Source organism: Pseudomonas uvaldensis, assembly GCF_021271205.1.
In the GTDB taxonomy this organism is placed as follows: Bacteria; Pseudomonadota; Gammaproteobacteria; order Pseudomonadales; family Pseudomonadaceae; genus Aquipseudomonas; species Aquipseudomonas uvaldensis.
Genome location: NZ_JAIWKS010000001.1, coordinates 753,422 through 776,943, shown reverse-complemented (window position 1 = coordinate 776,943; position 23,522 = coordinate 753,422). Strand labels below are relative to the sequence as shown.

Sequence of the window (23,522 nt, the reverse complement as noted above, 5' to 3'; positions counted from 1 at the left end):
GAGCATTCTCGCCTAAATGGGCATCCGGTTTCATTAGACCACTACAGATGGCGTTTGAGTGAGGATATGAAGCGGGCGATCTGGCTGGTCGCTGAGCATGTGTATAGGGATAAATTGAGCGACGGACTGATGGCCCTAGTTGCATGCTTTTGCGCACTATCTTTCAACTTCCGGTGCCGTCCCAGGCTTATGTGGCCACCTGAGTAATCAGTATTCATCCAACTCCTCCTGCATCCCTTTCTGCATGTGTATTTGGCGACGCTGCTGCATCGGCCCGAAATCATCCGGGGACATATGGAATTTTTTCATGACGTCAGGATCTCCCGCCATCCCATCAAGCTCGGAACATTCCTCGTACATGTTATCCCAGTGAGATAAAACGCTAGCCTTGATCCGTGATAGGGGACGGATTTTTGCATGATCGTCCAAGACTATATCTGGCAACATCAGCTTGCGAAAAGCCCTGCTAGTAGCGAGTTGGGATTTACGTACCCTTCGATTGTGAGCAGCCGCTTTCAAGGCCCCCGGCAATATGAACTTCCCTGGCTCTTTTTTAAGGGTGTTGTAATAAACTCGGAACTCAAAGTCGCTCATGTTACGGCTGAGTGGGTGCTCCAGTCCCACTGCCTCTAGCATGTCATCTATCAATTCATCTAGCGGGCCGTCGATATATTTGGCTACTTCATCAACTGTCAGTTTAGCGTGCTGAATGTAACCATGCAGCCAAAGTACGAGATAAAACGTGACTATTTGACGTGACATGCCTCTGCAAAGATCATTGCAAAGCGCATCTCCGAAATATTTATTCTTTATCGCGTCATTGATTAAATTCGCCAGCATGGATAGATCTAGGGCATACATATCCAAGGCGAGTTGACAGAGGACGGAGACGAGTCGCAAGCGATGACGAAGCGTATGGGCAGGAAAATGAATAGCAACAAGGATGTGAATAATGTTGTATTCAAGCCTTGAACTGTCTTGGAGTAGTTGAGTGTACTTTGCCTCGATTCTGCCATCTTGATGCGGCGTTACTTCGCCCAACGTGCAGCCAACCCAGTGGTACTCACCCTCAAACTCGTTGGCGACAGCATTCGCCTCTAGAATTGACAGCATGCTAACAGAGGTTTCTGCGATCAAAGCTCCATCGCGATAGAGGTATACGACTATAACAGCTCCGTATTTCTTGGAATAAGTAATCGCGTGCTTAGTTACGACTCGCTCAAGCTTGAGCTTCTGATGCACTTTTTCGAAGTCTTTATGCATTAAGATTTCAGCTGTGTTGAGCATTGTGACTGATAAGGCCTCTTTACCTTGCTCAAGGATCCTTGAAAGCGCTCTGCACCTGCGACTTACAAACTCCATTCCCCAAACTGTGCAGTGAAGGTCGAGATAGTGGGTGTATTCATGTATGCAAAGATTGTAGGCATCAATCTCTCTAGGAAGTAGTTTATTTTTTCTAATGCTTGGCCTAAGTGCAGACCGGAGAAGGCCCCTGTCGTAAGATGAATAGGCGTTTAGAAGAATTACACTTGTGGTGTAATCAAGACTTCCTAGGTCGTCCGGAGAACAAAGGGTGAATTTCGTGCCTGGCTTTATTTTCACTGTCTTCCCTGCGTTTTTTTGCATGCTCGAACATTATATCCGCGCGTCGCAAACTACTAAACAGTTGAAGTGCTTTTTGCACCATGATGCCGCCCAAGCGGTAAGGCGAGGCTCTCCAGAAGGGTAGGTACAGGCGCTCCTAGGCCCGTTGGGAGAGTGAAGCCCAGAATTGCCAGAGGAGTTCAAGGAGCGATGTTCATGATTGCCTAGCTGTTGCAGACGGGAGGGAATCAGCTCGCTGGCCTCGCAAGCTTCCGTCTCGACCTCAAGGCCTATGACGCCCAGATGAATGCCCGGCAGCTCCAGCAGCTCATGGAGCATCGAGTAGTCGAACTTCGCGGCGCCTACTGACGATCGGCCCAGCACGTCGATTGACGTAATGCCTTCACCCAGCAGCGAAGCCAAGCGCCCATCGTTAATATCGGAACCGCCAAAGTCCGCAGCCGACCTGCACAGCAGGCGGATGACATCGATAGGCACGTTGCCATTACCAATCCACGTTAAGCGTCCGCCTAACGGCTTGATACCCGTGCCATCGACCAATGTCGCGTGCAGGTCGTCATTTCGGACGGCGTCGACGGTGCACCAAAATCTGGTGATTCTAGACGGCTTTTTGGTGGGGCTTGGGTAGGGATTTGGATGCTGGAGGGAGAGGCTGTGATGGGGGTTCTGGAATTGGGGGATTCCCTAGAGGGCCCGGAAATGCTGGCTGGAAGGTGGAGCGGGTAGAGGGAATCGAACCCTCATTGGTCAGAAACGCCTGGAAGCGTGTATCTGTGTAGCCCTCAAGTCGTCCGAACGTTGGTAAACGCTGGATATTCTCCGATATCACCATGGTGCACCTTGGTGCATGAGGCATTCGTAACGTTCTACCGTTGTCCGATTGAGTCTACGCACGAACCTTAGGCCGCTGAACCATTGGCCAACGGGGGCGCACTCAACAGTCGATTGAGCAAAATAGAGTACGCTAGCGGCCTGAGGGGGCTGATGTTGCCGCTGCGCCCAGGTCAGATCGAACGCCGCACGCATGACTGTTACCGCTCAGTACACTAGGGCTTCGCTGAGTGATGTGATCGGCATAATGCCCAGCGCAGCAATGTCAAAATGACTGCGCCGCAGGTTTTCTAAAGATAGATTACTCGGAGCATCATATGGACGAGGACGATACACTATGGAAACTGAGCAGTTGATATCGCACGACAGCTACTTTGATCATGAAGAGAACCCGTTGCACTTGTGCTTTGACAGGCACACCTTCCGGCACGACGGCGTGAAGGTAATTCTAGACAAACTACCTTACCTGAAATCTACAGCTACGGGACAAATCTTCTTTACTGCCCCAGCTGTTCACATCATCGAAACTGAAGTGTCTCGCGCTAAAGCACAAGACAAAGAAACCGTTACGATTAATCAATTCGGAAGATTCAATCGCGGTAAATTCTCCATTGCAGATGGTGCGCAATTCAAGTATTCAACTGTGGAGCACTTCTTCATACCAGGCTTGATTCGAGATATTCCGAGTGATGGCTATTTAACGCCTGTGTATTTTAATCGAGACGTCCTGATAAAATTCGAGCATAGTGAAAGTTGTGAGCTGCACAAATCGACACCTTCTTCCGGACTGATAACCACCAAGGATGACATTAAAGTTCCTTATGGCATCAACTCATCTCAAAGCGTTGTAATGTGGCTCGGAGATATTATGAGGCTCTCAGAAAAAGAGCGCCTTTATCTGTACTCGGAAAACATCGACCCTCAATACGACCTGCACTCGGATTTTTACCGCAACCAGATCTTGGGGGAGTGGCTTGGCTTGAACTCAAACTGAAGCTTTGAAAAATGCAGAAGGAATGCGAGAACTCCTAAGAAAGAAGTATCGTCGGCTATTCCACATCAGCATAGGCGCATAAGCCTCCTATTAAATAGGCATTGCGCCGACGCTACTAGGGCAGTCTCTCACATTCTTCACCGACATCAAAGAGCCCGGAGCATCAAGTTCTAGTCCTCCCGTGCCACAATGTGAACATTGATGCCAAGCTTCTCAGATAGCACCTTGGCAACCGCTCCATTGACGACTACAGCACGGTCTAAATCTCTTGAGCCTGTGGTGCCTGGAACTTTAATGTATAAGACTCCATCAAATGGGCTTGAGGCTATCCCAACACTTAATAGATACTGCACGATAGGGGTCGTAGTATCAGCCGTTGCTAGGTGAGCGAACCCGTAGCCGCTGAAGTAATCACCAAATCTGTCAGTATAATCTGCATCTGCAAGTGCTGCCGCTTCCAGGGCGGCGTCGAAGGCGTCTTCGACTATCTTGTCGGCATTCTCCGGGGCTGCAGTGATGGTGACAGATTGCAGTAATTGAGCCTTCTCAAGCCCTTCAATTGTCTGTGCATCAATCTTTTGTCCTGCTTCCACAGAGCTTATTACATCCTCCAAGACAATGATTCGTGATCGCATGATCAATTCTTCGTCGAAAGGGGTGTCGTAATTGTTTCCGCCTGCCAGATATATTCCGGTAATCAACTTTCTGACTTCCTCGGCTTCTTGGTTAGACCACACAATTATGCAGGTGCGAGTAAAGTGTCGTCCCTCCAGCCTTCCTTTGAAAATCGGGAGCGCTGGGGCGGGGCCGAGCATACCGTCATAGTTTCTCATCCAAATTTCATCGAGTTGGGGATTTTGGCAAATCCAACGCCATTCCCGCTCGTGACTCCAATCGATAGGCCTAACTGGCTGCCCTGGATTATGAGCGACATAGCGATACTGCTCTCTTTGAGGCAGAACTTTTTCATCAATAATCCGGCGAGTTGACATTTCGTTATGGCAGGTTACGTTTTCGGTGGATAATCCGTATATCGCGGGCCGTCCTCCGGCTGCGTAAAATTCTGATTTGAGAAATGCAATGCCATAGGCTGATACATTTCCAGCTTTCGCTCTCTCGCGGGCGTAGGTGGCAAACGCATACAGAGGCATTTCTGTTGCGCAGACCGCAGGCTGACCCCCGTAGATTGTGGTACGCCCCTTCCTAAACGAATATCCGGGTTTCAACCCTCCCAATCGAATAATCGTCTTCAAAACCTCAAACGCTTTTGCATTAAGTTCCAGTTCACCTCCCGCGTAGTGGCCAGGGCCACGCGCATCTTCGCTAGGGAAGTCCTGTTTAGGATCTCGGTCGCGTACGAAATGTATCAGCCAGGCAGTTTGGTCGTGACGTCTTAAGCGCATAAAGATGCTCTATCCAACTATTCAGAATTAGGATTATAGGTGAGCGATCCCCTTCGGATGGCCGGGCGCTGACCGCAGTTCTTTCATCAGTTGTGCGACCAAGTCTATAAACCATCGGGTGAAGGGGGCATCATTCAGCTCACTTCGCCGTGCAGCGTCAATGATGATCGTCAGTCCTCTTTTTCCGCGCTCCAGATGAAGCACGGGTTGCTCGAAAAGCGGTGGAACCGATCAGGCTTTTCGTCAATGATTTTGAAGTGTAGTCGTCTGGGCATCTGGTCAAATGTTCCACAGTTTCGCCAGACTCGGAAGCGGTGATAGACCGTTGCCCAAGATTCGGAACGCTCATGCATATCTCGCTAGGCTGCTCCTAAGCAGAGCACCCAAAACACGCCATCAACCACCACGTTATCACCGCTACGAGGCCTGCTTCGTATGGGCTCTAGTAAGACGGTCAGCGACCACTGCCCACACTTCATCCAAGAGTTGATAACGCTTCGCCATCACAGGATTCTTTCCGTAGACGTTGGGCGACTGTACAAAACCCAGGCCGATCCGGGATCAGATTTCAGTTTCCTGGGATTTCAGACAGCGCCTAGCCAAACGACACAACCGGCGCGCACCATTTCCGTACCAAAAAACGCCAGCACACAGAGCCACGACATCCAATTACCTAACGTTCCCTACTGAACAGATCATCGATATCCAGAGCTTCCAGTCTGCTCTGATCCGGTCGGTGAGACACGTAAGTCTCTTCTGCTTCCCTGAAGTAATTTTGCATGCGGAATGGAACGTCATAAGCGTCAATAATTTCATCAATCATTGCCCTGGTAGCAGAGACCTGCCAGCTCGTGAACTTATCATCAATCATAACGATAAGATTTTTGTTGGCCGCGTCCAAGTCTTCACCATCTCCGAATACAACGCTTTCCTCAAACATCTCATCAAGGGAGTCAGTCATAAACTGAAGAGCCAGACTTGTGAATGGCTTCGTTGTTTCATGGTAGTCATTCATTTCAAGAAGACCTATCAAGTCGCCTAAGGCCGGCAGGTCTTTCTCGTCGATGCCGAAATTGATTACATCCAACACAAAGTTTCCAGCAGATGAGGGTGTGATGATTTCCTCATTCACCGCATCTGCCAGCACCACCAGGCAATACTCGCAAGTCGTCGTGATTGGGTTACCCAGTATGACTGCAGTAACATACTTTGCGCGTCGTTTTAATTCGGCTTCGCTAAGGCCTCTTTGGGTGCTTACGTAAAGTTTGGCGAGGTATTCCGGCGGACTACCCTCAAAACCCAGACTCTCCTCATGCACGAAAAGTGACCTGAACAAACCCATCGTCACATCGCTAGGCGTGAGATGGTTTCTTGTCATGTGCTGCAGCATTTTGATGGTGCTGAGACTACGTAAGCACTTAAACAAGGTTTCAAGCAGCGACGAATCTTTCGCGTATCGATGCAGCAGGAAATCCCCAACTGAGGGGTTGAATAGTTTGTAGTAACGTTTGTCACCCACCATCACGCGAGTTAGCAGTGAGTTTGAGAGATGTCGGGTCGCGACAGCGAACTCCCGCTTGCCATTGAAGTTAGCATGCTCCGGCATGCGTAAACCCGCAGCGTAGGCTTTAGCTAAATCCTCTTCAAGAATGTTCTCTCCGTTGAACGCGACCAGAAGAACCAAGAATCGACCAAAATCATCGAGTTGAGCGTCGAAAGGATGTTCCCAGATCTTTGTGGGGTTATCCAGAAGGCCGGTAATATGCTTCCAATATTCTGTAGCGGGTACATCCGCCAGTCGATGCGGGTCGGTGATGAATTGTATAATGCGTGGGTTGAAGTTGTGATGGCGAATGATCTGATGGTAACGTTTGGCTACGTAGAAGGACTCTACATATTCAGCATTCAAGCCTGAATGCCATATATGATTGTACAGGATGTGGGCTTTGTCTAGACTTGAAAGCGATTGAAGCTTTATCTCCATTTCGTTTCGATCGACGTTACCATTCTCAAAAGCATCGTTCAGGATTCGCCCCTGATTTAGAATCGTTGATCGAGACGTGAGTACGAATTTCTTTGTCGCTCGGTCACGAAAGATCCTTTTCATGAAGTGAACGATCTGACTGCCTTCGTTTCCTTTCAGCGCTTCCAGGTAATTTTGGCCTAAGAAATCGTCAAAATAGAAAAGCTGAGCCCTGTCAGGCACGTAAGCTTGCTCAGCCTCATGTAAATTCTGGCTGATAGAAAGAAACTCGAAGCCATCTTTGGCATAGAACAAGATGAGTTGCTCTGCAAGTGTGCTTTTGCCGATGCCTGCTTGGCCAGTGATAATTACTGTTCCTTGATTATCCAGCTTATTTACAGCCTCGTTGAAAGAGCTTGTCTGGACAAAGATTTTTGACTTTTCAACGATTTCGCTCATCATCGCCTCGCTGCGACCCCTAATAGCATTGTTGAGCAAGTGAACGAGCACCGTGGCGCTGCTAATCCAGAGTTTGAAGTGTCTTTGCTCAACCGTTGGATGCTTGGCAAGAAAATCGTTTAAATCCTCTTTTCCGTAAACATTTACAGGGTAGGAAGCTCCAAGCGCTTCAATCAGCTGCTTTTTGTTCATACTCGAAAGCGGATATGAAACCACGAGGACGTAGCGCTCGGGGCTAAGCGCAGCAACCTTGGATGCCTCGGAAGACCGTATGCGGGTGACGAGCTGAGGAAAGGGGGTAGCGGCCCAGTGCTTAGCCTGCAGAATCCACTCGCCACCGTCTGGGCTGAAGTAGCGCCCATCTATGCCGCCATCCCGACCAGGCTTGAAACGTTCAAAACGGACGCCCTCTTCGGCGCCGATGAGATCGCAGCAAAGCACTTCAAATTCTTTGTCGTTCAGACGCGAAAAATCGTAATCGTTCACTCGGGCATCCACTCCATGACAGGAGCTTAAGATAGCATTGATCAGCTCAAGGGCCGGCAGAGCAAGGCTGCTGGCTTCGATAGCTCGTATGCAGGGCGTAAGGCAGACCGAGGTTATATGAAGCTCAACACCACCCTGAACGAGAACAAAGATCAGGTACCTAGACAGAGATCTTGATTTCTAGCGCGAGAAGGTTACTTCCGCCCCCCCGGTTCAAGAGCGAGCATTTTCTGAGTCAGATAGGTGCTCAGTGGGAAGGCTGACACCACCGGATGTTGCACCGTGGGGCGAGCACTCGAAGTCTTGGCAGTGACCCTGCCAATAATGGTGGAAGCTAGATTGTCTGGGATAATGGCGCATTGGTCACCAAGGGCACAGGTATGCAGAGCCAGAGCCTTGGACTATTGCTTAAAACGCTGGGTCGCGCTGACGCGCTACCTGGATGATGGTGCTGTGCCCATCGATAACAATCAGGTGGAAAATCAGATTCGACCATGGGCCCTCGGTCGCTCGAATTGGCTCTTCGCCGGGTCGCTGCGCAGCGGTAAAAGGGCAGCGGCGATCATGAGCCTGATCCAGTCGGCACGGCTGAATGGGCATGATCCCTACGCCTACCTAAAGGACGTACTCACTCGGCTGCCAACCCAAAGGGCAAGCGAACTTCAAGATCTGCTTCCGCATACCTGGTCGTCTAAAGCAAGGTAAGCACCTTCCAATAACAGCAATATATCTGTAAATTCGTATATACGTAAAAACGAATATACAGGTTGGCCATGCCTATTCAGCCCCATACGTTCTTCAAATGCCTCGGTGACGAGACCCGCGCCCGAATCATGCTCATGCTCTCTGCTGAGGGCGAGTTGTGCGTATGCGAACTGATTTGGGCGCTCGACGACAGCCAGCCTAAGGTCTCCCGCCACTTAGCTCAGCTTCGCACTTGCGGGCTGCTGGAGGATCGTCGACAGGGCCAATGGATCTACTACCGCCTTCATCCGGAACTGCCTCAGTGGGCAGTGAATGTGCTTCAAGCGACGCTTGAGGCTAACCGCTCCTGGCTCGGCGATGACCAAGGTCGCCTTGCTTCCATGGAAGGTCGCCCGGTACGCCAGGTTTCCTGTTGCTAAGTGTTATTGGAGACCTGACATGTTGCTGGCAGTTTCTATTTTTCTGGTCACGCTGGTACTGGTGATCTGGCAGCCCCGAGGGCTTGGCGTGGGTTGGAGTGCGTCTGCCGGAGCGGTGCTCGCATTGATGACGGGCGTTGTTGCGTTCAGCGATATCCCAGTGGTTTGGGACATTGTGTGGAACGCAACAGCGACGTTCATTGCGGTGATCATCATCAGCCTTCTGCTGGATGAGGCAGGATTTTTTGAGTGGGCAGCACTTCATGTCGCTCGATGGGGACGAGGCAGCGGCGCACTTCTGTTCGCCCTGATGGTGCTCTTGGGGGCAGCGGTTTCGGCGCTATTTGCCAATGACGGTGCAGCATTGATCCTGACGCCCATCGTGATCGCTATGTTGACTGCATTACGCTTCAGTCCAGCTGCGACTCTGGCTTTCGTGATGGCTGCCGGGTTCATTGCAGACACGGCCAGCCTGCCGCTGGTTGTCTCGAACCTGGTGAACATCGTCTCTGCGGACTTTTTCGATATCGGGTTCGCGCGGTACGCTTCGATCATGTGGCCGGTGAATCTGGTCAGCGTCGTTGCGACCTTGGGCATGCTCTGGGTGTTCTATCGAAAGGAGGTGCCTGTGGCGTATTTGCCCGAGCAACTCCGGCGACCAGAAGAGGCCATCAAGGATCGCCCCACGTTCATCGCTGGTTGGTGGGTGCTGCTGCTTCTACTGGTCGGGTTGTTCGCTCTGGAGCCGCTTGGCATTCCTATCAGTGCCGTCGCCGCCACGTGTGCTCTGGTGCTACTGGTCATTGCAGCAAAAGGGCACGTGATCTCGACACGCAAAGTCATGTTCAACGCACCTTGGCAGGTCGTGCTGTTTTCACTTGGCATGTATCTAGTCATCTACGGGCTCAAGAATGCCGGGCTGACTGAAGGGCTCAGCTCACTCCTGGGCACCTTCGCTGATGAGGGGCTGTGGGCTGCGACACTCGGCGCCGGCTTCACCGCTGCGCTGCTGTCATCTGCCATGAACAACATGCCCAGCGTGTTGATCGGTGCGTTGTCGATCCAGGACAGTAGCGCGACTGGGCTAGTACATGAAGCGATGGTGTACGCCAACATCATCGGCTGCGACCTGGGCCCGAAGATCACCCCCATTGGCAGCCTGGCCACGTTGTTGTGGCTCCACGTCTTGGCTCAGAAAAACATCCGCATCACCTGGGGTTACTACTTCAAGGTTGGCTGCGTACTCACCTTTCCCATCCTGCTTACGACACTGGCAGCACTTGCCGTGCGCTTGAGCATCAGCGCGTAGGAGTTATCTTATGAAGATCCTGTTCATGTGTACGGCCAACAGCTGTCGCAGCGTCCTGTCCGAAGGACTGTTCAACCATGTCGCGCCGGACGGCTTCACGGCAATCAGTTCGGGCAGCTTCCCCAGCGCCAAACTCAACCCACGTGCGGTGAGCACTCTGCAAGGATTGGGTATCGACACGTCCGACCTTTATAGCAAGGGATCAGAAACGTTCGCGGACGCGCCACCCGATATCGTTATCACCGTGTGCGACAAGGCAAGTGGCGAAGCGTGCCCGGTGTATTTTGGCCCGGCTATCAAAACTCACTGGGGGCTTTCTGACCCATCGGAAGTGGATGGCAATGACGACGCCATCCAGGCTGCATTCGACGCAACGGTTGAACACATCAAAAGGCGGTACGCAGCGTTCTTCACGCTGGATCTGAATACGCTTCAGGGCACCGATCTGAAGCAGGCATTGGATCGGATTGGAGCACTATGATGAGCGAGTTCGATATCGACTCTGCCGAGGACTTTCCGGCCTTGGATCTGTCGCTGATGGATCTCCCCAGTGCCGATAAACTCGGCCTAGAAGGTGGGTCGAACGTCAAACCACGCATCCTTCTGCTCTATGGGTCGACCAGAGAGCGCTCGTTCAGCCGTCTCCTGACACAAGAGGGTGCTCGCCTGCTCCAGCATATGGGCGCCGAGACGGTGATCTTCGATCCGTCAGGCCTGCCCTTGCCGGATGATGCGCCAGTCGAACACCCGAAGGTACAAGAGCTGCGTGATCTGGTGCTGTGGTCAGACGGACAGGTGTGGTGCTCCCCAGAGCGTCATGGCGCTATGTCCGGAGTGTTCAAAGCGCAGATCGATTGGATTCCTTTGACCATGGGTGCCGTGCGGCCCACCCAAGGCAAAACACTCGCCGTGATGCAGGTGTCCGGCGGGTCTCAGTCATTCAACGCTGTGAACCAGATGCGTGTTCTAGGTCGGTGGATGCGCATGCTGACCATCCCGAATCAGTCGTCCGTGCCAAAGGCGTATTTGGAGTTCGACGACGCTGACCGAATGAAGCCTTCGCCATACTACGACCGGGTAGTCGATGTGATGGAGGAACTGGTGAAGTTCACACTGCTGATTCGTGGTCGTGAGGACTATCTGGTTGATCGGTATTCAGAGCGAAAAGAAAGCGCGGAAGCTCTATCGGCCAGGATGAATCAACGCTCTATTTAGGAAGCGCTCGGATGGGATGTCAGCCATTACACGGGCTCAATTACAACGTGTGATGGCTGGACGCTTACATTTGACGCACGTCATCTGGCTGAGGTTTGCGGCCTTGCCGGATGTCTTCCTTGAGGATTTGGCGATAAGCTTCTCACCATTCCCGATGTCGCGAGCGCCACCGGAAATGTCTTCGTCCAGAAACGGGTGGAATGTCTACACCCGTTCGTGGCTGTGCTCCATAGCTCAAAACACAGCCATGAGGCGCAATTTTGATCGCCCTACACCCGCCCAACAGCTCCACTTTTTAAGAATTCCTCCAAGGGTTCCTGGCTATAGCTTCTGAGGCCTGGCCGAGCGTAGGCAGCATAGCGAGCGTATTTGGCATATTTTGCGTACTTGGCATACTTTGCAGGAGCAGCGTACAGCGCGTATGGGCATTGGCTGCCGATTGATCCCGCCCGCTGCCCTCGTCGGTTATAAAGCACTCCATTAACGAACCAGCCGATGTGCTGGCCGTTCCAGCCATAAAGATTTTCTTCAACAACATATGCCACAGCATGGCCTGACCAAAGATAAATAGACATCTCGTTGTCGTCGGCAATGTACGCTACTGGTCGGCCCCGCCCGTCATAGAGTGTTTCTTCCATATTACTCCCCTAAATATCATGGGTAGCGCTCATGGGTGCACTAATGGTGTATCCGCTAAAGGTTCGGCAGAGGGAACTCCAGAATGGGAGTTTTGCTAGAGATCGTGAGGGTGTGCCTGGCTCTGGAAATGGCGACGTAGAAAGACTTGGCAGCGGCAGATTTTTGCCTTGTGTAGTGGATCGCGTCGGGAATCAACACGTGGTCGAACTCCAGCCCTTTGAGGAGCAGGGGGGTTGATATTGTCCTAGCCACCGGTGCTCTTCCTGTCCTGCTTAAGCGCTGCCTTACTGCTTCCGACGCAGCGACAAGGCTCTGATGCCTGCCATCCATGATTTCACTTAATGCCCGCCTGGTATCACCGATAAGCTCCCCTCGGAATGTTCTCGATAGGGGGTGGCTCCTTTCCAGCTTCAACACCTCCAGAGCACTTTCAGCTGAACCATTAATCGACAGTACCGCCCAGGCTGCGGATATTTCGATATCGAGAATGGCGTCGGATGGATGCCCTGGCGCTGCCGGAGCGCGAGTGATCGCATCATCAATCAGTGACCTCAACCCATCGGCGCGTGCTTGTGGCGCGGACACTGACATATCCCAGCTCTCTGCAAAATCCATCAAACGCTTCGCCGCTATTTCTTCAATGGATTGAAAAGCACCTCTGGTGCTCTTGGCTAAGTCATTGCAGGTGTTTCTCCAGCAGTTTATCGCTGCCGTCGAGCCGGTTCTGGAGTTGAACTCATCAAAGAACAACGACATATCAAATGCGTTATTGCTCTGGATGTATTTAATGGGCCCCTCTCGCAGATCGATTGGTTCCCCTGCCATCAGCTTTTGCCGAGTTTCCGCAATCCATTTACCCAGCGCGGTATTTGCTGTGGCCCAGCGGTGGGGTATTTGAAGTTCATAAGCGTGGGTGAAGTAACTGGCGACAGAGTCGCTCCAGCCGATTTTTGTTTCGACGAATTCAAAGATTCCCTGCATGGGATCCCCGAAAATAACGGTCGGAACGATGCAGGAGAGCCAGCCAGCAATCCAATGCTGGTACTGCTCGCAGTCTTGATATTCGTCTATCAGCACGCGGTCGTAGGAGGCCTTGATGACCTCCTGGACGACAGGGCTCTGCAGGATTGAAGCCGTACCAAGGTATACGTCATCCCAATTGGGCTTGTTGGGATGAAGTGCAGACCTTCCTGAGCGACCGGGGAACGCTTGGACGTACTGGCGAGCCCACGATGCAATGGTATCTACGACGACCTTGTCGTTGGGCACGTGCATTCGCTGGAGGCGAGCCCGGATTGCGTGAACCCCTGCATGTGTGTGGGTCAGTACCAAGGTTCGGCGCCCTAGTGCGGCCACCTTGGCGATCAGCTCCGTTTTCCCATGGCCTGCTGGAGCCACGACGGCCCGACGGCTGAGCGTGAGAATGGACTCAGGCGTTACCATAAAGCCAGCTCTCTAAGGTGCGGAGGCATATGCCTATGGGCGACACATGTGGGTTGTCGATAATTTGCATCACGAGAGCGGATATAGCGCGACCGCGCTCAGCATTTTTGAACCAGCTTTTTTCGGCGGCTAGATCGCTCAGGCGTAGCCGAGGGTTTGGGCAGACACCGACCAGATCCCAATCACAAAAACAGGCGTCGACATCAAGGCCTTCGAAGGTCTTTTCTAGGTGATCCAGTAATGTGGGCTCGCTGATGAACTCCGCTACCAGGTCGAGCAGGCCGTCAATTTGGGTATCAGTGGCTGATTGGAACACCGCTCGCTCCGTGTTCAGACCGCCCCCATACTCGATGACGCGCACGCCTTGAGCTTGTAGTTTGGTAGCAAAATGAGCGTCCAGTTTTCGATCTGAATCTCTGAACAGACCCACTTCGTATCCAAGTGCCCGGAGCGAGAGCGCCAAGGGTGGGCCTGCTGATCCCCCTCCATCAATAATGGCCGCGCCGAGTTGCTCGATCGGGACTCCATCGTGTCTGTCGGGGTAGCGCTCCCTCAATCCAAGCATCATTCCGAGTTCTGTTGCGCCTTCGCAGAGTAAAATTTTCCGGGCGAATAGGGCCCGTGGGGCCCCCTTCAAAACCCGGGAAATATCTCCGCTTGCCAAGGCATGTTTGATGTCTGCAACCGCCTCGGGCGAGCGGGAAACAATGAACAGAGAAGGTGGAGGCAACTCCGCCAAGACGACATCGGAGTGGGTGGTCATCAGAATTTGGCCTTTAGCCAGATGCGCCTTCTCTGCTTCCTTTTGCCATTTTTTGAGCTGAGCCATTGCGCCAAGGACGCGATGCGGCTCAAGACCTTGCTCCAGTTCATCAACAAGGACAATTGCGCCTTCGCTGATAGCTGAACGTTGAACAGCCAACGTCGCCAAACGCCTGGTTCCAAGGCCTGCCAACCGCAATGGTACGGAACCGTCATGCAACGCGATTGAGCTGGAGTTGAATCCACCTCGCCCGAGCTCAAGGTCGGGGCCGTACGCTTGGTTGATGTACGCGCCGAGTGAGCGGGCAGCTGTTTCGGCAGAGGCCGCAGCTTGGGCTAACTCTGGGATGGAGCCCAGGTTGGCACTTTGACGAGCAGAACGATAAGCATGAGCCAGCATCTGCGCGGTCTCATCGTTGGCCTCAGTCATCTTGGAGAGCACTGAGCCTTGGGCCCAGGTCAGATGGCGTGCCTCGTCACCGGCCAGCCGGACAAGGCAGAACATGGCCCTGTCCCTGTTCGAAAGGATTCTTGGAACTGGATAGCGATCGCAGACCAGAGACCAAACGGGTTCCATGGTCGCATCGACCGAAAGTCTTACTGTCAGGACTGGGGTGTCGGCGTCCTCGGGTTCATCGTTTAGCTCGCCGGTTGGGGAGAGACCACGAAGATACAGGCCGAAGCGACCATCAGAGAGCAGGGCGTGAGACAATTCGCCGATCGTGACTTCCACTTCGATGTCTTCAGCGGTGTTCGCGTGGTGGAAGTCGGCTTCGTTGAAGGTCATCCACCGTGGGGATAAGGCCGCCTCCACGGCGTCCAGCACGGTTGTTTTCGCGCTGTCGCCCACGCCGATCAGGCAACAAATGGACTGTCCCATCAGCTTCCATTCGAGATGCTTGATGCCCCTGAAATTCTTTACAGTCAACTGCTCAACGCGCATCCATCACCCGAGAAGTGGCCTAATGCAATCAAGGGTAGCTGAGCTCAAACATAACTCAATGTTTGGCCTATCGTTTTTCGGAATCGTACGCCGCCAGAGTCGGATGCCGTTCCGTGGCCAAAGCGATTGGGTGGATCGTGTCTTCGGGAGGGCTGCGACGACAGTCTTGGGACAAACTCAATCAAGCATCACTCAACCTGCGGCACAATCCGCTGCAAAGTCCCAGGACTCGCAAGCCTCGGAAAGCCCTCAATCTCATACACGCAGTGCTCAATCAAGCGAACCCCTTGCGCCTGGAGGTTCCTGACGAAGGCAGCCCCCGACCTTTCCCCACCAGCACCGCCTTGAGCGGAGGTGAACACCAGTACCGGAGGGAGCTCGACCCCCAGTGCTTCGTTCGGGCTCAGTGCAAATCCTGCATCCCATGAGTACCCCGCGAACTCGTCCGCTTTGATCATCCGATACGTCTGTGACTGGGACACGAAAAGCTCATTCGACCTGACGTTCACAATGCGAATCAGGGCGCCATCCTTACGTCGAAGACCACGTGGAGAGAGCCGAATCAGATCGCCCTTTTTAGGCACTTTCGTATCTGCTGGAACTGAGCTGTACCGCCGGTTCAGCAGGTGGGCAATCGCAGGGCAATCACAGATCACCGCGATGCGCTGAACGTCCTCTGCATCGATCCGTGCCTCGATCTCGGAGAGTTTCCGAAGGCATTGCTGGATTGGCAAAGCACCTTGCTGGCGAATGCGGACATCCACGGTGGGGAAGTAGCGAGACATCTGGTCAACAGCTGCATTGGCCGGCAGGGTGGCATCGACCAGCGCAACCAAATTCACCACATTCTCCAGCTCTGCCAGCAGCTGAAAAATCTCGAACAAGGGCAACTGATTGAACTGATGTACGACGATTGCTTGGGCATGCGCGCCATCTGTAATTTCGTAGAACGGGACAGGGGCATGACCTAACTCATTTTCATAGGCCGCGCACCTGGCCTTCGCGATCGTCACCGAGGTCGGAACGGTATTCGTCAAAAGCTCCGAGACCGCACAGTACTGCTGGGTGAATTCGACGGCTGCTTTGACATCGTCATATCGAACGAGCAGTACGCGTGAATTCAGTGCCAAGGTCACTTCGTCGAGCATGTCGAAAGCGAACATGTCCGGGGTGAACGCGCTCAAGCGGCTGAAGGCGTGTTCAATCTCACGCTCGCTATAGACCGGGTGAAAGGGCGTGCAGATCCTGGTCAGATGATGGCGTACCGCGCTCTGCAGGATATGGTTCGACTGGAGCTGAACGTGGTCTTCCGTCGCCACAACCCAGCCGTGGCCCTCACACTCGCGAATCGCCTCAAGCACATCGTCCGAGCCAGCGATGACGCTGTCGGCTAAACCGCCACCGCCATCTGCCTCAGCCACATCTGCCACACACCCATAAACAGAAGCGACCTCAACAAGGGTGTTCCCCGCCGTCGACTGGGCTTCCAGATGCCTTAGCAGTGCCCAAGCCTTCCTCAATCCAGGCGTCTGATCGAAGCCTGGATGATCCAGAACTGAGTCGTCATTGGTCTCAAGAAACGGCAGTGCCAGTGGGGGATGAATAAGGAGGAAGCAGGCGTTTACTGGCAGACAAATCACCATCTGCTCCGCACTGGCTTGATCGAATCCCTGAATCATAAGTCCAGACACCGATTCCTGGAAGTCCATGTACTCCTGCCATGCGAACTGCAACTGGGCCGTCTGAGCATCGCCAAGATGCTTCCCAAGAATGAACCGACTCTCATGGTCAAGCAGCTGCCGCACACTGCGCTGCTCCAGCAAAGCAGCTTGTTCCAAAACGCTCGCGAGTCCGGTGGGAGGGGAGTATTGAGGGAGCGCTTTCTGTGTACTAACGAAGCCCGCCAGTGCCCTGCATTCGTCATATTCCACGCAAAGAGCGGGGTACAGGTGGGTAATGACCAGCCCCCTCCCGCGCTTGGTGATGGACGCGCGATAGGTCATGCCTGGGAATATGTGTTTCGACCCTAGCTCCGGATCCAGCCGCGCCTTGAAGGATGTCCCGGTGGTCAGCGATAGGAGATGGAATCGCCGCTCGCCACCCAGCGTGAGAGTGAATTTCCGGACGAAGTAGTACTTTGCCATTAGCCTGATGCACCGTTGGGTAGAAAGACAGGGAAATGAAGCTGGATGGAATCTGCTGTAGAGCCGCGAAGCGAGGCCTGCCAAGGGCCCAGTCAGAACGTGAGGATCTTTCCTGACCGAATGATCTCTTCCCGGAAAGCCGCACGCTGCAAACCACGCTCGGCATCTCGCAGCTGGGTTCTGAGCAGCTGGATCTCGGTTCGTAAGCTGGCCAGCGATTTGTCGTACTGCGAATGGGCCTTGGTGGAGGGTTGAGATCGCACATGCTCCAGCAGCAGCTCAGCAATCTGGGGCAGCTCGTGCCCGCCGCGCCCTTCATAGAAGACTTGCCTGGTAAGTCCCACCGTCCCAGCCAGCCATGCAAGGTTTATCTTGCCGGCCCGCATCGGCACGCTCTTACCTGACTCGATGATCTCCAGGGCTACCTGGCGCAGCCTCTTCGCCGACTCCAGTTCCGGTTTCATGGCGCGTAGCACCTCATGCGGCGAACCGCCTCCAGAAGCACCTGCAGAAGCACTCCGGGCTGACCTAGCCCCAACTCCCAACCCAACTTCAGCCTCAGTCTCAGCCTCAGCGCTGGAGATACGATCATTGAGTTCACGCACGGGCATTCTTCCATTCGACATAGGGGGCAATGAGTGTTGAGTCGGCTATCGATTTCGGGATGCCGCTGACATCTGAGAGGTCGGTCAGGGTGTCGTTTATGATCCGAATGGCCCGCTTGTGATCGAGGATCCTGTCGACCAACTGGCAGGTCACTTCATACTCGCGCTGGTACTCAGGTACTCTGCTGGCCTTGGTAGTAGCGTCCTGAGACCGGGCAGCCTGCACGGGGCGTTTCGACAAATCGTCCACGATGTTGCGAAGCTTGACGTTCTCCTCTTCCAGCTGTGAATTCCGGATCATGACCGGATGCAGTGGATCTATGTCCGTGTTGTATGGGGTGGGTGGGGTACTTCCATCGCCAAGGAGCCCTGGGTAAGCGTCGAGGCACTTCCTGTATGACTTTCCGCGCTTTAAGAGCAGGCTGCGGTCGACGCCGCAGATACGTGCGACTTCATCAGCCAGCTGACTGATGTTTTTGAAGGGCTCAGCCTGTTGATTAAGCACCTGCAAAGCGGCATGGATTCGAGCGATCGTTGCCTTGAGTTGTGCTGCACCTCTTCGCTTTTGAGGCATTGGGGTAGACAGAGCATTGGTGGGTTTTCTTTTCATGTTCAGTTCTGCGCAGTCCCACGAGCTCGTCTGGCCAATTCACCTACCTTGGACACACGAGCTCGCCTGGTCATCTCAACTCGCCCCTGCCATCGAGGCTTGATGATTGAGGAGGAGGGCAGAGGGCTTGCTCAGCGCATACGCGGAGATTTCCTCGAATGAAAGGCCTGTACCGGCCATGATCGACAAGATCTGCCCAATGTAGATTTCCCTTTCCTCGAACGGTTGGTTGGCAACCTGGAGGAATTCCGGATTACGTGCCAACTCATCAAGAATCAGGGGGTAATGTTCTGATGCGAAAGCTGGGAACTGGGAGGCGTCTATTAGCATCGAAATTACGCGCTGTTTGGGATCTGCCATATCAACACTATGACGAACAGCGTTCGCAAGGTCGCGATGACGAGCGATGTACCCGTTCGGAAATTTTTCTTCTTGCCAATTTTTCTCCAAGATCTGGATGACTTGGCGATAACCAGCCAGCTCCAGGGTGCAAAGCGAAAGTTCGTCGTAAATTATCTCTGTGCTGGAAGATTTTGGTTGGTGTTTAAGGGTTTGCTGAAGTTTTGGTCTGAGTTGCTCCACACGACAGGCAAGATCACGGACTTTTGCATTCAGGGCAGGTAAATGATCGATCCCGAATACTGCGTAAGGGCAAATACCACAGGTGCGAGCCTTTCGCGTGAAAGTCATCAGCTTTTTCGGGCAGTCACCATCAAGAGCACAAATGCAACAGTCTAAGAACTTTACGCGCTGAGTTTTAGTGCTGGCAATCAAGTCCAGGCCTGTCTCGTCGGCGTCCAAGATATCAGGGATTACGGAGACGAGATGCTGGTCGCGCACGGTCTCTTTGCGGTTCTGTTCCCAGCCTTTAACCAGCGCCGAATTAGGCGATGATGGGCTGGGAGGACGTCCGGTCAGAGCTGCAAACGCATGCTCGGAGACCGCTCTGTTGGCGGAATCAATCAAGGCCAGAGCTTCTTGATGAGTCGGCACTACATAATGCGCGCTTGTATACTTCTGAGCATGACCTACTTGCCCTCCGATAATGGCGTAATCAAGGCTCGCATAGATACGGCGATGGGTAATCCATGTGGCCCGCAGAGCATGTGGGGTATGTACTGCCGACCAATCTCCAGCGGCAGTGCGTTCCACGAACTCATGACGACGCTCTGGAGGTACGAATTCGTTGTATATCTCCTGAAATCCGCGAAGAACCAATGTCCATTTTAGGGTGTAAGAAGTGTCAGAAAACGGAGCGCCGTTATTGAGCCAAGGGCTACGGAAAAGAGGGTGGATCTTGCTGTATTTTTTAGTGCTCTTAGGGTCATTTTGATAATGCACGCCTGTGTATTTTTTTCCGTACTCCCTGGTTTGGAAATGGCGTTCCTGGAGCAGTACATCCATGACTTTATAAGGGAGTGTGATGGGGCGGCTTTTTCCACTTTTGTCCGTATTGACATAGAGGATGCAGCTGCTCAGGCTTCCCCTCATAGAGTGGTCGTAATATTTATCAAAGCTGCGGATATCCAACCATTGGCAATTTTGCAGGCGCAGCCCTGAGAAGAGAGCCGTTGTGAGCATCCTGACCTGTGACAGCCATGGAACGTAAATTTCGCTGCTAGATGATTTGTATTTTTCACTTTTCCACGAGTAAGCATTGATGATTTTTTTGAGCGGTACCTCCAATTCCTGCGAGGTGTCATTCGGGTTCCACAACTTGATGGAATAAGAGATTCCGTATTTTTCGAGGTCGATCCAGCTGCTGTTTTTTAGATCCAAAGTGTCTTGGAAACTATAGATACCTCTGAGGCATTTGTTTTGAAGCTCGACCCCGATAGCGTCGAGTGCGAGCATATAGGCTTCCACCATCAACATTGAGTCGATGGGGAGGGGGATTTTGTCACTTTTACCTGCCGAGCCACTTCCTGTGGAGTCCAAATCTGGATGGATCGGATTTTTATAGAGGCCACTGATTAGAGGTTCACCATTAGGCATTACTACGTTGCCGTTCGCTATCGCGACTTCGAAATATCGCCATATCGAAAAAATGAACCTGGCTTTGGTTTTGATGCTGCGCTTCAGGTCGTAAAACTGCATCAGTGTGAGCGGTAAATCGATTTTTGAATTGTCCTTCGGATTGCTTAGATTGCAGTTTTTGGACGTACGATGCCAAAAAATGGAGCGGTGAAAATTCTCAATGTTGGTCGGGATCTCGATGCCGCTGTTGGGGTGTTTGCTAAGCCAAGCAGGCAGATACCTACCTAGGTAATCCATCAGGATATGTATGTATCCAACTTCTTGCTTTCTGCTGTTAATGCTTATGAGTTCTTCAATGTGTTCAAGGTGCAGCTCGCCAGCCTTAATCCAACAGGACAAGTTCTTTTCAATGTCTAGGTTGTCTTGGGTGTTGTAGTAGCCATTCACCCAGTCATAGTTATAAATAGTTGGTCGGCGACGACCAGGCAAAAGAGCATACTCCTCGGGGGGGAGTAAGTCTTGTGCCTCCTTTTTGGTTTCCTCGGCTCGCGTATTTTTTTCTTCGGCTCGTTGTTTGTCCTTGTGTTTTCGGCCATCTATTCCCGAGGCGTAGCGGGCTCTTCTGGATTGGAGATTCTCATTTTTTGAGTAATTGTTACCCATCGAGCCCCAGTGTTTGACGAACTGCGCATAAGATTTCCTGTTCTCGGTGCTCGAAATTTCGAACGTGCTGGTACTTAGGTGAGCATGATAGCCTTCAAGAAGCCGGGCTTGATCCGGGCTTACAATTTTTGGATGCTCTCTGGCAAATAGATGAAGCCATGTTAGGTAGGAAAAGTCAGTGCATTTGCTACCCTTCTTAGACTTGCTTTTTATTTCACGTTGCTTGTCGACTACTACAGGCGCTGCTTCCCACAACTCTTCAAATACAATGTCTTCGGGCCGCTGCCAGTTGACTCGGTATTGAAAATTTCGAGTGCAGCGATGCAGATTCGATGTCTTGACTCCCGCGAGCTTGTGGATAAAGCCCTGCGATCTATCAATCAGCTCCGGATACTTAGCCCATACGCCACTGATGTTGAAGTCATGAGGGAGCGTGGCATTCCCCTTAGTCCACAAGAGAACAAACATTGTCCGAATGGGGATGCGAATGCCGCTAACATCTTTAGGATGCGGGGCAGCCTCGCCAGTGAGTGCCGTATACAAAGGTAGGGCAAGATCGAGCTGTTTGTCGGGAACCAGGCAGAGATTGTAGAGTGTCGTGAGCTCCGGATAGGTCAACGCGCGACCCTTGCGAATCCTCAGGAAGATGGATAACGCCAGCCGGTGCCTGGCTTGCCTATCTGTCAGGAGCTCGGGATTGGCTTTCCCAGACACGCTCTCGGCATCCATGGCTTTCTGAGCCAGTTCTTGCAAGATAGCCGCAGCATTTTTTAGGACATCATTGCCGTGCAGGGTAAGGCTGTCGGTGGTGTTGATCACGCTTCTGGGCCCCGCTCAAGCAGTTCTTCGCTCAAACGCCCGTAGGCCAGGCCACGGTAGTGGTCAATGCTTTCGCCCTTGCCTTGGTGGTACACGAGCTCGTTGGCAGCATCGACGTCCACAAGGGTGTTGATGCCCAGATCTGCGGCATAGATCTCGGTACTCCGGAGATCTGCGTGCCCCATCAGCAACTGAATTTCCGGTAGGTCGAGGCCCGGCCTGGGTCGGCCCGGCACCATTACGTAGTTGCGCGCCCAAACCCCGAAGAGGTGTCGGAAGTCGTGGGACGAGTAGTTTCCCTGGGGAGCGACGAACTTCAGTTTTTTCTGAGTGGCTTGAATGCGGCGGTTGATCGTCTTGTTGACGCTGTTTGAATTGAGTTCGCAGAGAGGTACACCGTAGGTGTCTTCATCAAGCGACAGCAGCAGCCAGCGGCTGTCGGAGCAGGGGCGCACAGCCATGTAATCAGCCAGCTTCTGCCAGAAAATGGATTTGAATGGCTCGAACATCGTCACGACCGCAGTCTTGCGACCCTTGAACCCAAAGCGCTCCTTGTTCGTCGTGTCACGCAGGCCATCAGGATCTTTTACGCGAATGATCCTCTTGTGAACGTCAACGTCCTCCAGGCGAACCCCAACCGCTTCCGAGAGCCTCAGGCTGCCAAGTCCCAAGCTCCAGATCAAACCGTCCAATGGCGTTGGGGCGTTCTCAAGCATGGGTAGGATATGTGGGAGGCCAATGTGCTTGGCCTTCCGGTCTTTCTTGACCTTAGGGGCGCGCAGGCCGCCTCGGGCTTTCTTTGCGCCGGCACCAAGGGTGGGTTTGACCTGCAGCGTATTGGCATGGATCCGAGCTAACTCCTGAGGGCTGCGCACCCTGGGATTGAGTTCCGGCAACGCATTGGTTTGAGTCTGGGGAGGCAGACCGGTCAGGACAGAGGTCAGCTCTGCCTGCTCAAACGAGATCGTGCTGCAGGCGCTCAGCATGCGATTGGCACCTGCGATGTACTGCCCGGCAGACTTGGGGGAGATCGTTTTGCGGCCCGTTCGGATGAATGCCTGGCGGACGATCGGGTCTTTGGCCTGCGCTCCGTCGATGAGATATGACGGGAAAAGGTGCATGGTTTTCGATGCAGTCGCAGGGTCGAGTCGGCCAGAGAGGGCGCCGGTTTCATAGAGGAATTCGGTGAACACCCGCCCACCTCTCTCCATCGCGATGGCCGAGTTGCGCGAGTAACTGATGCCGATCTCGCCCCAAAGGTGCTCGGTGAACTCATTGTAGAAATCCAATGGTGCGCCTGTGGCTGTCTCGTAGAGCCTGGGTGGTTCGCACTTGACTCGCGTGAGGCTATTCATCGCCTCAATGCTATTACCGGCGTTGGACTGTTTTTGCGAGGCCGCGGGGGGTGGATTCGAGCCCTGACCAACCAAGGCAATCTTCGATTTACGCATATATTGACAAGCATCCCGTATCGTGGTGTAATCTGATGAGCGGAATGGTATTGACTGTAAAGTACAATTTGAAATGA

16 protein-coding genes and 1 pseudogene are annotated in these 23,522 nt (G+C 53.0%); 6 read left to right on the top strand and 11 right to left on the bottom strand.

The features are described from left to right. Window positions 1-207: 207 nt before the first annotated feature. Window positions 208-1,263: a hypothetical protein gene (locus LCU97_RS03625; protein ID WP_232775554.1), complete on the bottom strand. Its 1,056-nt coding sequence runs from the start codon at window positions 1,261-1,263 to the stop codon at window positions 208-210. A gap of 1,510 nt (window positions 1,264-2,773) precedes the next feature. Between LCU97_RS03625 and LCU97_RS03620 the strand changes: the two genes are divergently transcribed. Beyond that, window positions 2,774-3,430, top strand: coding sequence for a hypothetical protein (locus tag LCU97_RS03620; protein ID WP_232775553.1), 657 nt, complete (start codon window positions 2,774-2,776; stop codon window positions 3,428-3,430). Between the two features lie 170 nt (window positions 3,431-3,600). Here the strand turns inward: LCU97_RS03620 and LCU97_RS03615 are convergent, their stop codons facing one another. Continuing rightward, window positions 3,601-4,833, bottom strand: coding sequence for a hypothetical protein (locus LCU97_RS03615; RefSeq protein ID WP_232775552.1), 1,233 nt, complete (start codon window positions 4,831-4,833; stop codon window positions 3,601-3,603). Window positions 4,834-5,506: 673 nt separating this feature from the next. After that, window positions 5,507-7,741 carry an nSTAND3 domain-containing NTPase gene (locus LCU97_RS03610; protein WP_232775551.1) on the bottom strand — a complete coding sequence of 745 codons (2,235 nt, stop codon included), beginning with the start codon at window positions 7,739-7,741 and terminating at the stop codon, window positions 5,507-5,509. Between the two features lie 387 nt (window positions 7,742-8,128). On the opposite strand from LCU97_RS03610, the pseudogene LCU97_RS03605 reads away from it, so the two are divergent. The 5 genes and pseudogenes from LCU97_RS03605 to arsH all read left to right on the top strand — a co-directional run. Then, window positions 8,129-8,446 (top strand): annotated as a pseudogene (locus tag LCU97_RS03605) (IS66 family transposase); the annotation flags it as partial. A gap of 68 nt (window positions 8,447-8,514) precedes the next feature. Next, a complete protein-coding gene (locus LCU97_RS03600; protein ID WP_232775550.1) occupies window positions 8,515-8,865 on the top strand; it encodes a metalloregulator ArsR/SmtB family transcription factor in 351 nt (116 codons plus the stop codon). A gap of 19 nt (window positions 8,866-8,884) precedes the next feature. Next, window positions 8,885-10,174, top strand: a complete 1,290-nt coding sequence (locus LCU97_RS03595) for an arsenic transporter (protein ID WP_232775549.1) — start codon at window positions 8,885-8,887, stop codon at window positions 10,172-10,174. A gap of 10 nt (window positions 10,175-10,184) precedes the next feature. After that, complete coding sequence (locus LCU97_RS03590) at window positions 10,185-10,655, top strand: arsenate reductase ArsC (protein ID WP_232775548.1); 471 nt, start codon at window positions 10,185-10,187, stop codon at window positions 10,653-10,655. After that, entirely contained in the window at window positions 10,655-11,389 is a 735-nt protein-coding gene (arsH, locus tag LCU97_RS03585; protein WP_269802793.1) for an arsenical resistance protein ArsH, read from the top strand. Before LCU97_RS03590 ends, arsH begins: the two co-directional genes overlap by 1 nt. Window positions 11,390-11,658: 269 nt before the next feature. On the opposite strand, the gene LCU97_RS03580 is transcribed toward arsH, so the two are convergent. The 8 genes from LCU97_RS03580 to LCU97_RS03545 form a co-directional block, all read right to left on the bottom strand. After that, window positions 11,659-12,027 (bottom strand): 4-fold beta flower protein, encoded by a 369-nt coding sequence (locus tag LCU97_RS03580; protein WP_232775547.1) that lies wholly within the window; start codon window positions 12,025-12,027, stop codon window positions 11,659-11,661. A 55-nt stretch (window positions 12,028-12,082) separates the two neighbouring features. Beyond that, window positions 12,083-13,303 (bottom strand): UvrD-helicase domain-containing protein, encoded by a 1,221-nt coding sequence (locus LCU97_RS03575; protein ID WP_332875336.1) that lies wholly within the window; start codon window positions 13,301-13,303, stop codon window positions 12,083-12,085. A 154-nt stretch (window positions 13,304-13,457) separates the two neighbouring features. Next, window positions 13,458-15,176, bottom strand: coding sequence for an ATP-dependent nuclease (locus tag LCU97_RS03570; RefSeq protein ID WP_232775545.1), 1,719 nt, complete (start codon window positions 15,174-15,176; stop codon window positions 13,458-13,460). A 188-nt stretch (window positions 15,177-15,364) separates the two neighbouring features. Further along, window positions 15,365-17,320 (bottom strand): hypothetical protein, encoded by a 1,956-nt coding sequence (locus tag LCU97_RS03565; RefSeq protein ID WP_232775544.1) that lies wholly within the window; start codon window positions 17,318-17,320, stop codon window positions 15,365-15,367. A gap of 92 nt (window positions 17,321-17,412) precedes the next feature. Further along, window positions 17,413-17,784 carry a hypothetical protein gene (locus LCU97_RS03560; RefSeq protein WP_032893056.1) on the bottom strand — a complete coding sequence of 124 codons (372 nt, stop codon included), beginning with the start codon at window positions 17,782-17,784 and terminating at the stop codon, window positions 17,413-17,415. 133 nt (window positions 17,785-17,917) lie between these two features. Then, a complete protein-coding gene (locus LCU97_RS03555) occupies window positions 17,918-18,535 on the bottom strand; it encodes a hypothetical protein (protein WP_232775543.1) in 618 nt (205 codons plus the stop codon). 75 nt (window positions 18,536-18,610) lie between these two features. Beyond that, on the bottom strand, window positions 18,611-21,994 hold the full coding sequence (locus tag LCU97_RS03550) for a site-specific integrase (RefSeq protein WP_232775542.1): 3,384 nt from the start codon (window positions 21,992-21,994) through the stop codon (window positions 18,611-18,613). Continuing rightward, on the bottom strand, window positions 21,991-23,445 hold the full coding sequence (locus LCU97_RS03545; protein ID WP_232775541.1) for a tyrosine-type recombinase/integrase: 1,455 nt from the start codon (window positions 23,443-23,445) through the stop codon (window positions 21,991-21,993). The genes LCU97_RS03550 and LCU97_RS03545 overlap by 4 nt, the downstream gene beginning before the upstream one ends. Window positions 23,446-23,522: the final 77 nt, after the last annotated feature.

What these genes read in the sequence shown, in the direction of transcription:
- LCU97_RS03625 (WP_232775554.1), bottom strand. Translation starts at nt 1,263, where the DNA reads ATGCATAAAGACTTCGAAAAAGTGCATCAGAAGCTCAAGCTTGAGCGA.
- LCU97_RS03620 (WP_232775553.1), top strand. Translation starts at nt 2,774, where the DNA reads ATGGAAACTGAGCAGTTGATATCGCACGACAGCTACTTTGATCATGAA.
- LCU97_RS03615 (WP_232775552.1), bottom strand. Translation starts at nt 4,833, where the DNA reads ATGCGCTTAAGACGTCACGACCAAACTGCCTGGCTGATACATTTCGTA.
- LCU97_RS03600 (WP_232775550.1), top strand. Translation starts at nt 8,515, where the DNA reads ATGCCTATTCAGCCCCATACGTTCTTCAAATGCCTCGGTGACGAGACC.
- LCU97_RS03595 (WP_232775549.1), top strand. Translation starts at nt 8,885, where the DNA reads ATGTTGCTGGCAGTTTCTATTTTTCTGGTCACGCTGGTACTGGTGATC.
- LCU97_RS03590 (WP_232775548.1), top strand. Translation starts at nt 10,185, where the DNA reads ATGAAGATCCTGTTCATGTGTACGGCCAACAGCTGTCGCAGCGTCCTG.
- arsH (WP_269802793.1), top strand. Translation starts at nt 10,655, where the DNA reads ATGAGCGAGTTCGATATCGACTCTGCCGAGGACTTTCCGGCCTTGGAT.
- LCU97_RS03580 (WP_232775547.1), bottom strand. Translation starts at nt 12,027, where the DNA reads ATGGAAGAAACACTCTATGACGGGCGGGGCCGACCAGTAGCGTACATT.
- LCU97_RS03575 (WP_332875336.1), bottom strand. Translation starts at nt 13,303, where the DNA reads ATGCACGTGCCCAACGACAAGGTCGTCGTAGATACCATTGCATCGTGG.
- LCU97_RS03570 (WP_232775545.1), bottom strand. Translation starts at nt 15,176, where the DNA reads ATGCGCGTTGAGCAGTTGACTGTAAAGAATTTCAGGGGCATCAAGCAT.
- LCU97_RS03565 (WP_232775544.1), bottom strand. Translation starts at nt 17,320, where the DNA reads ATGGCAAAGTACTACTTCGTCCGGAAATTCACTCTCACGCTGGGTGGC.
- LCU97_RS03560 (WP_032893056.1), bottom strand. Translation starts at nt 17,784, where the DNA reads ATGAAACCGGAACTGGAGTCGGCGAAGAGGCTGCGCCAGGTAGCCCTG.
- LCU97_RS03555 (WP_232775543.1), bottom strand. Translation starts at nt 18,535, where the DNA reads ATGAAAAGAAAACCCACCAATGCTCTGTCTACCCCAATGCCTCAAAAG.
- LCU97_RS03545 (WP_232775541.1), bottom strand. Translation starts at nt 23,445, where the DNA reads ATGCGTAAATCGAAGATTGCCTTGGTTGGTCAGGGCTCGAATCCACCC.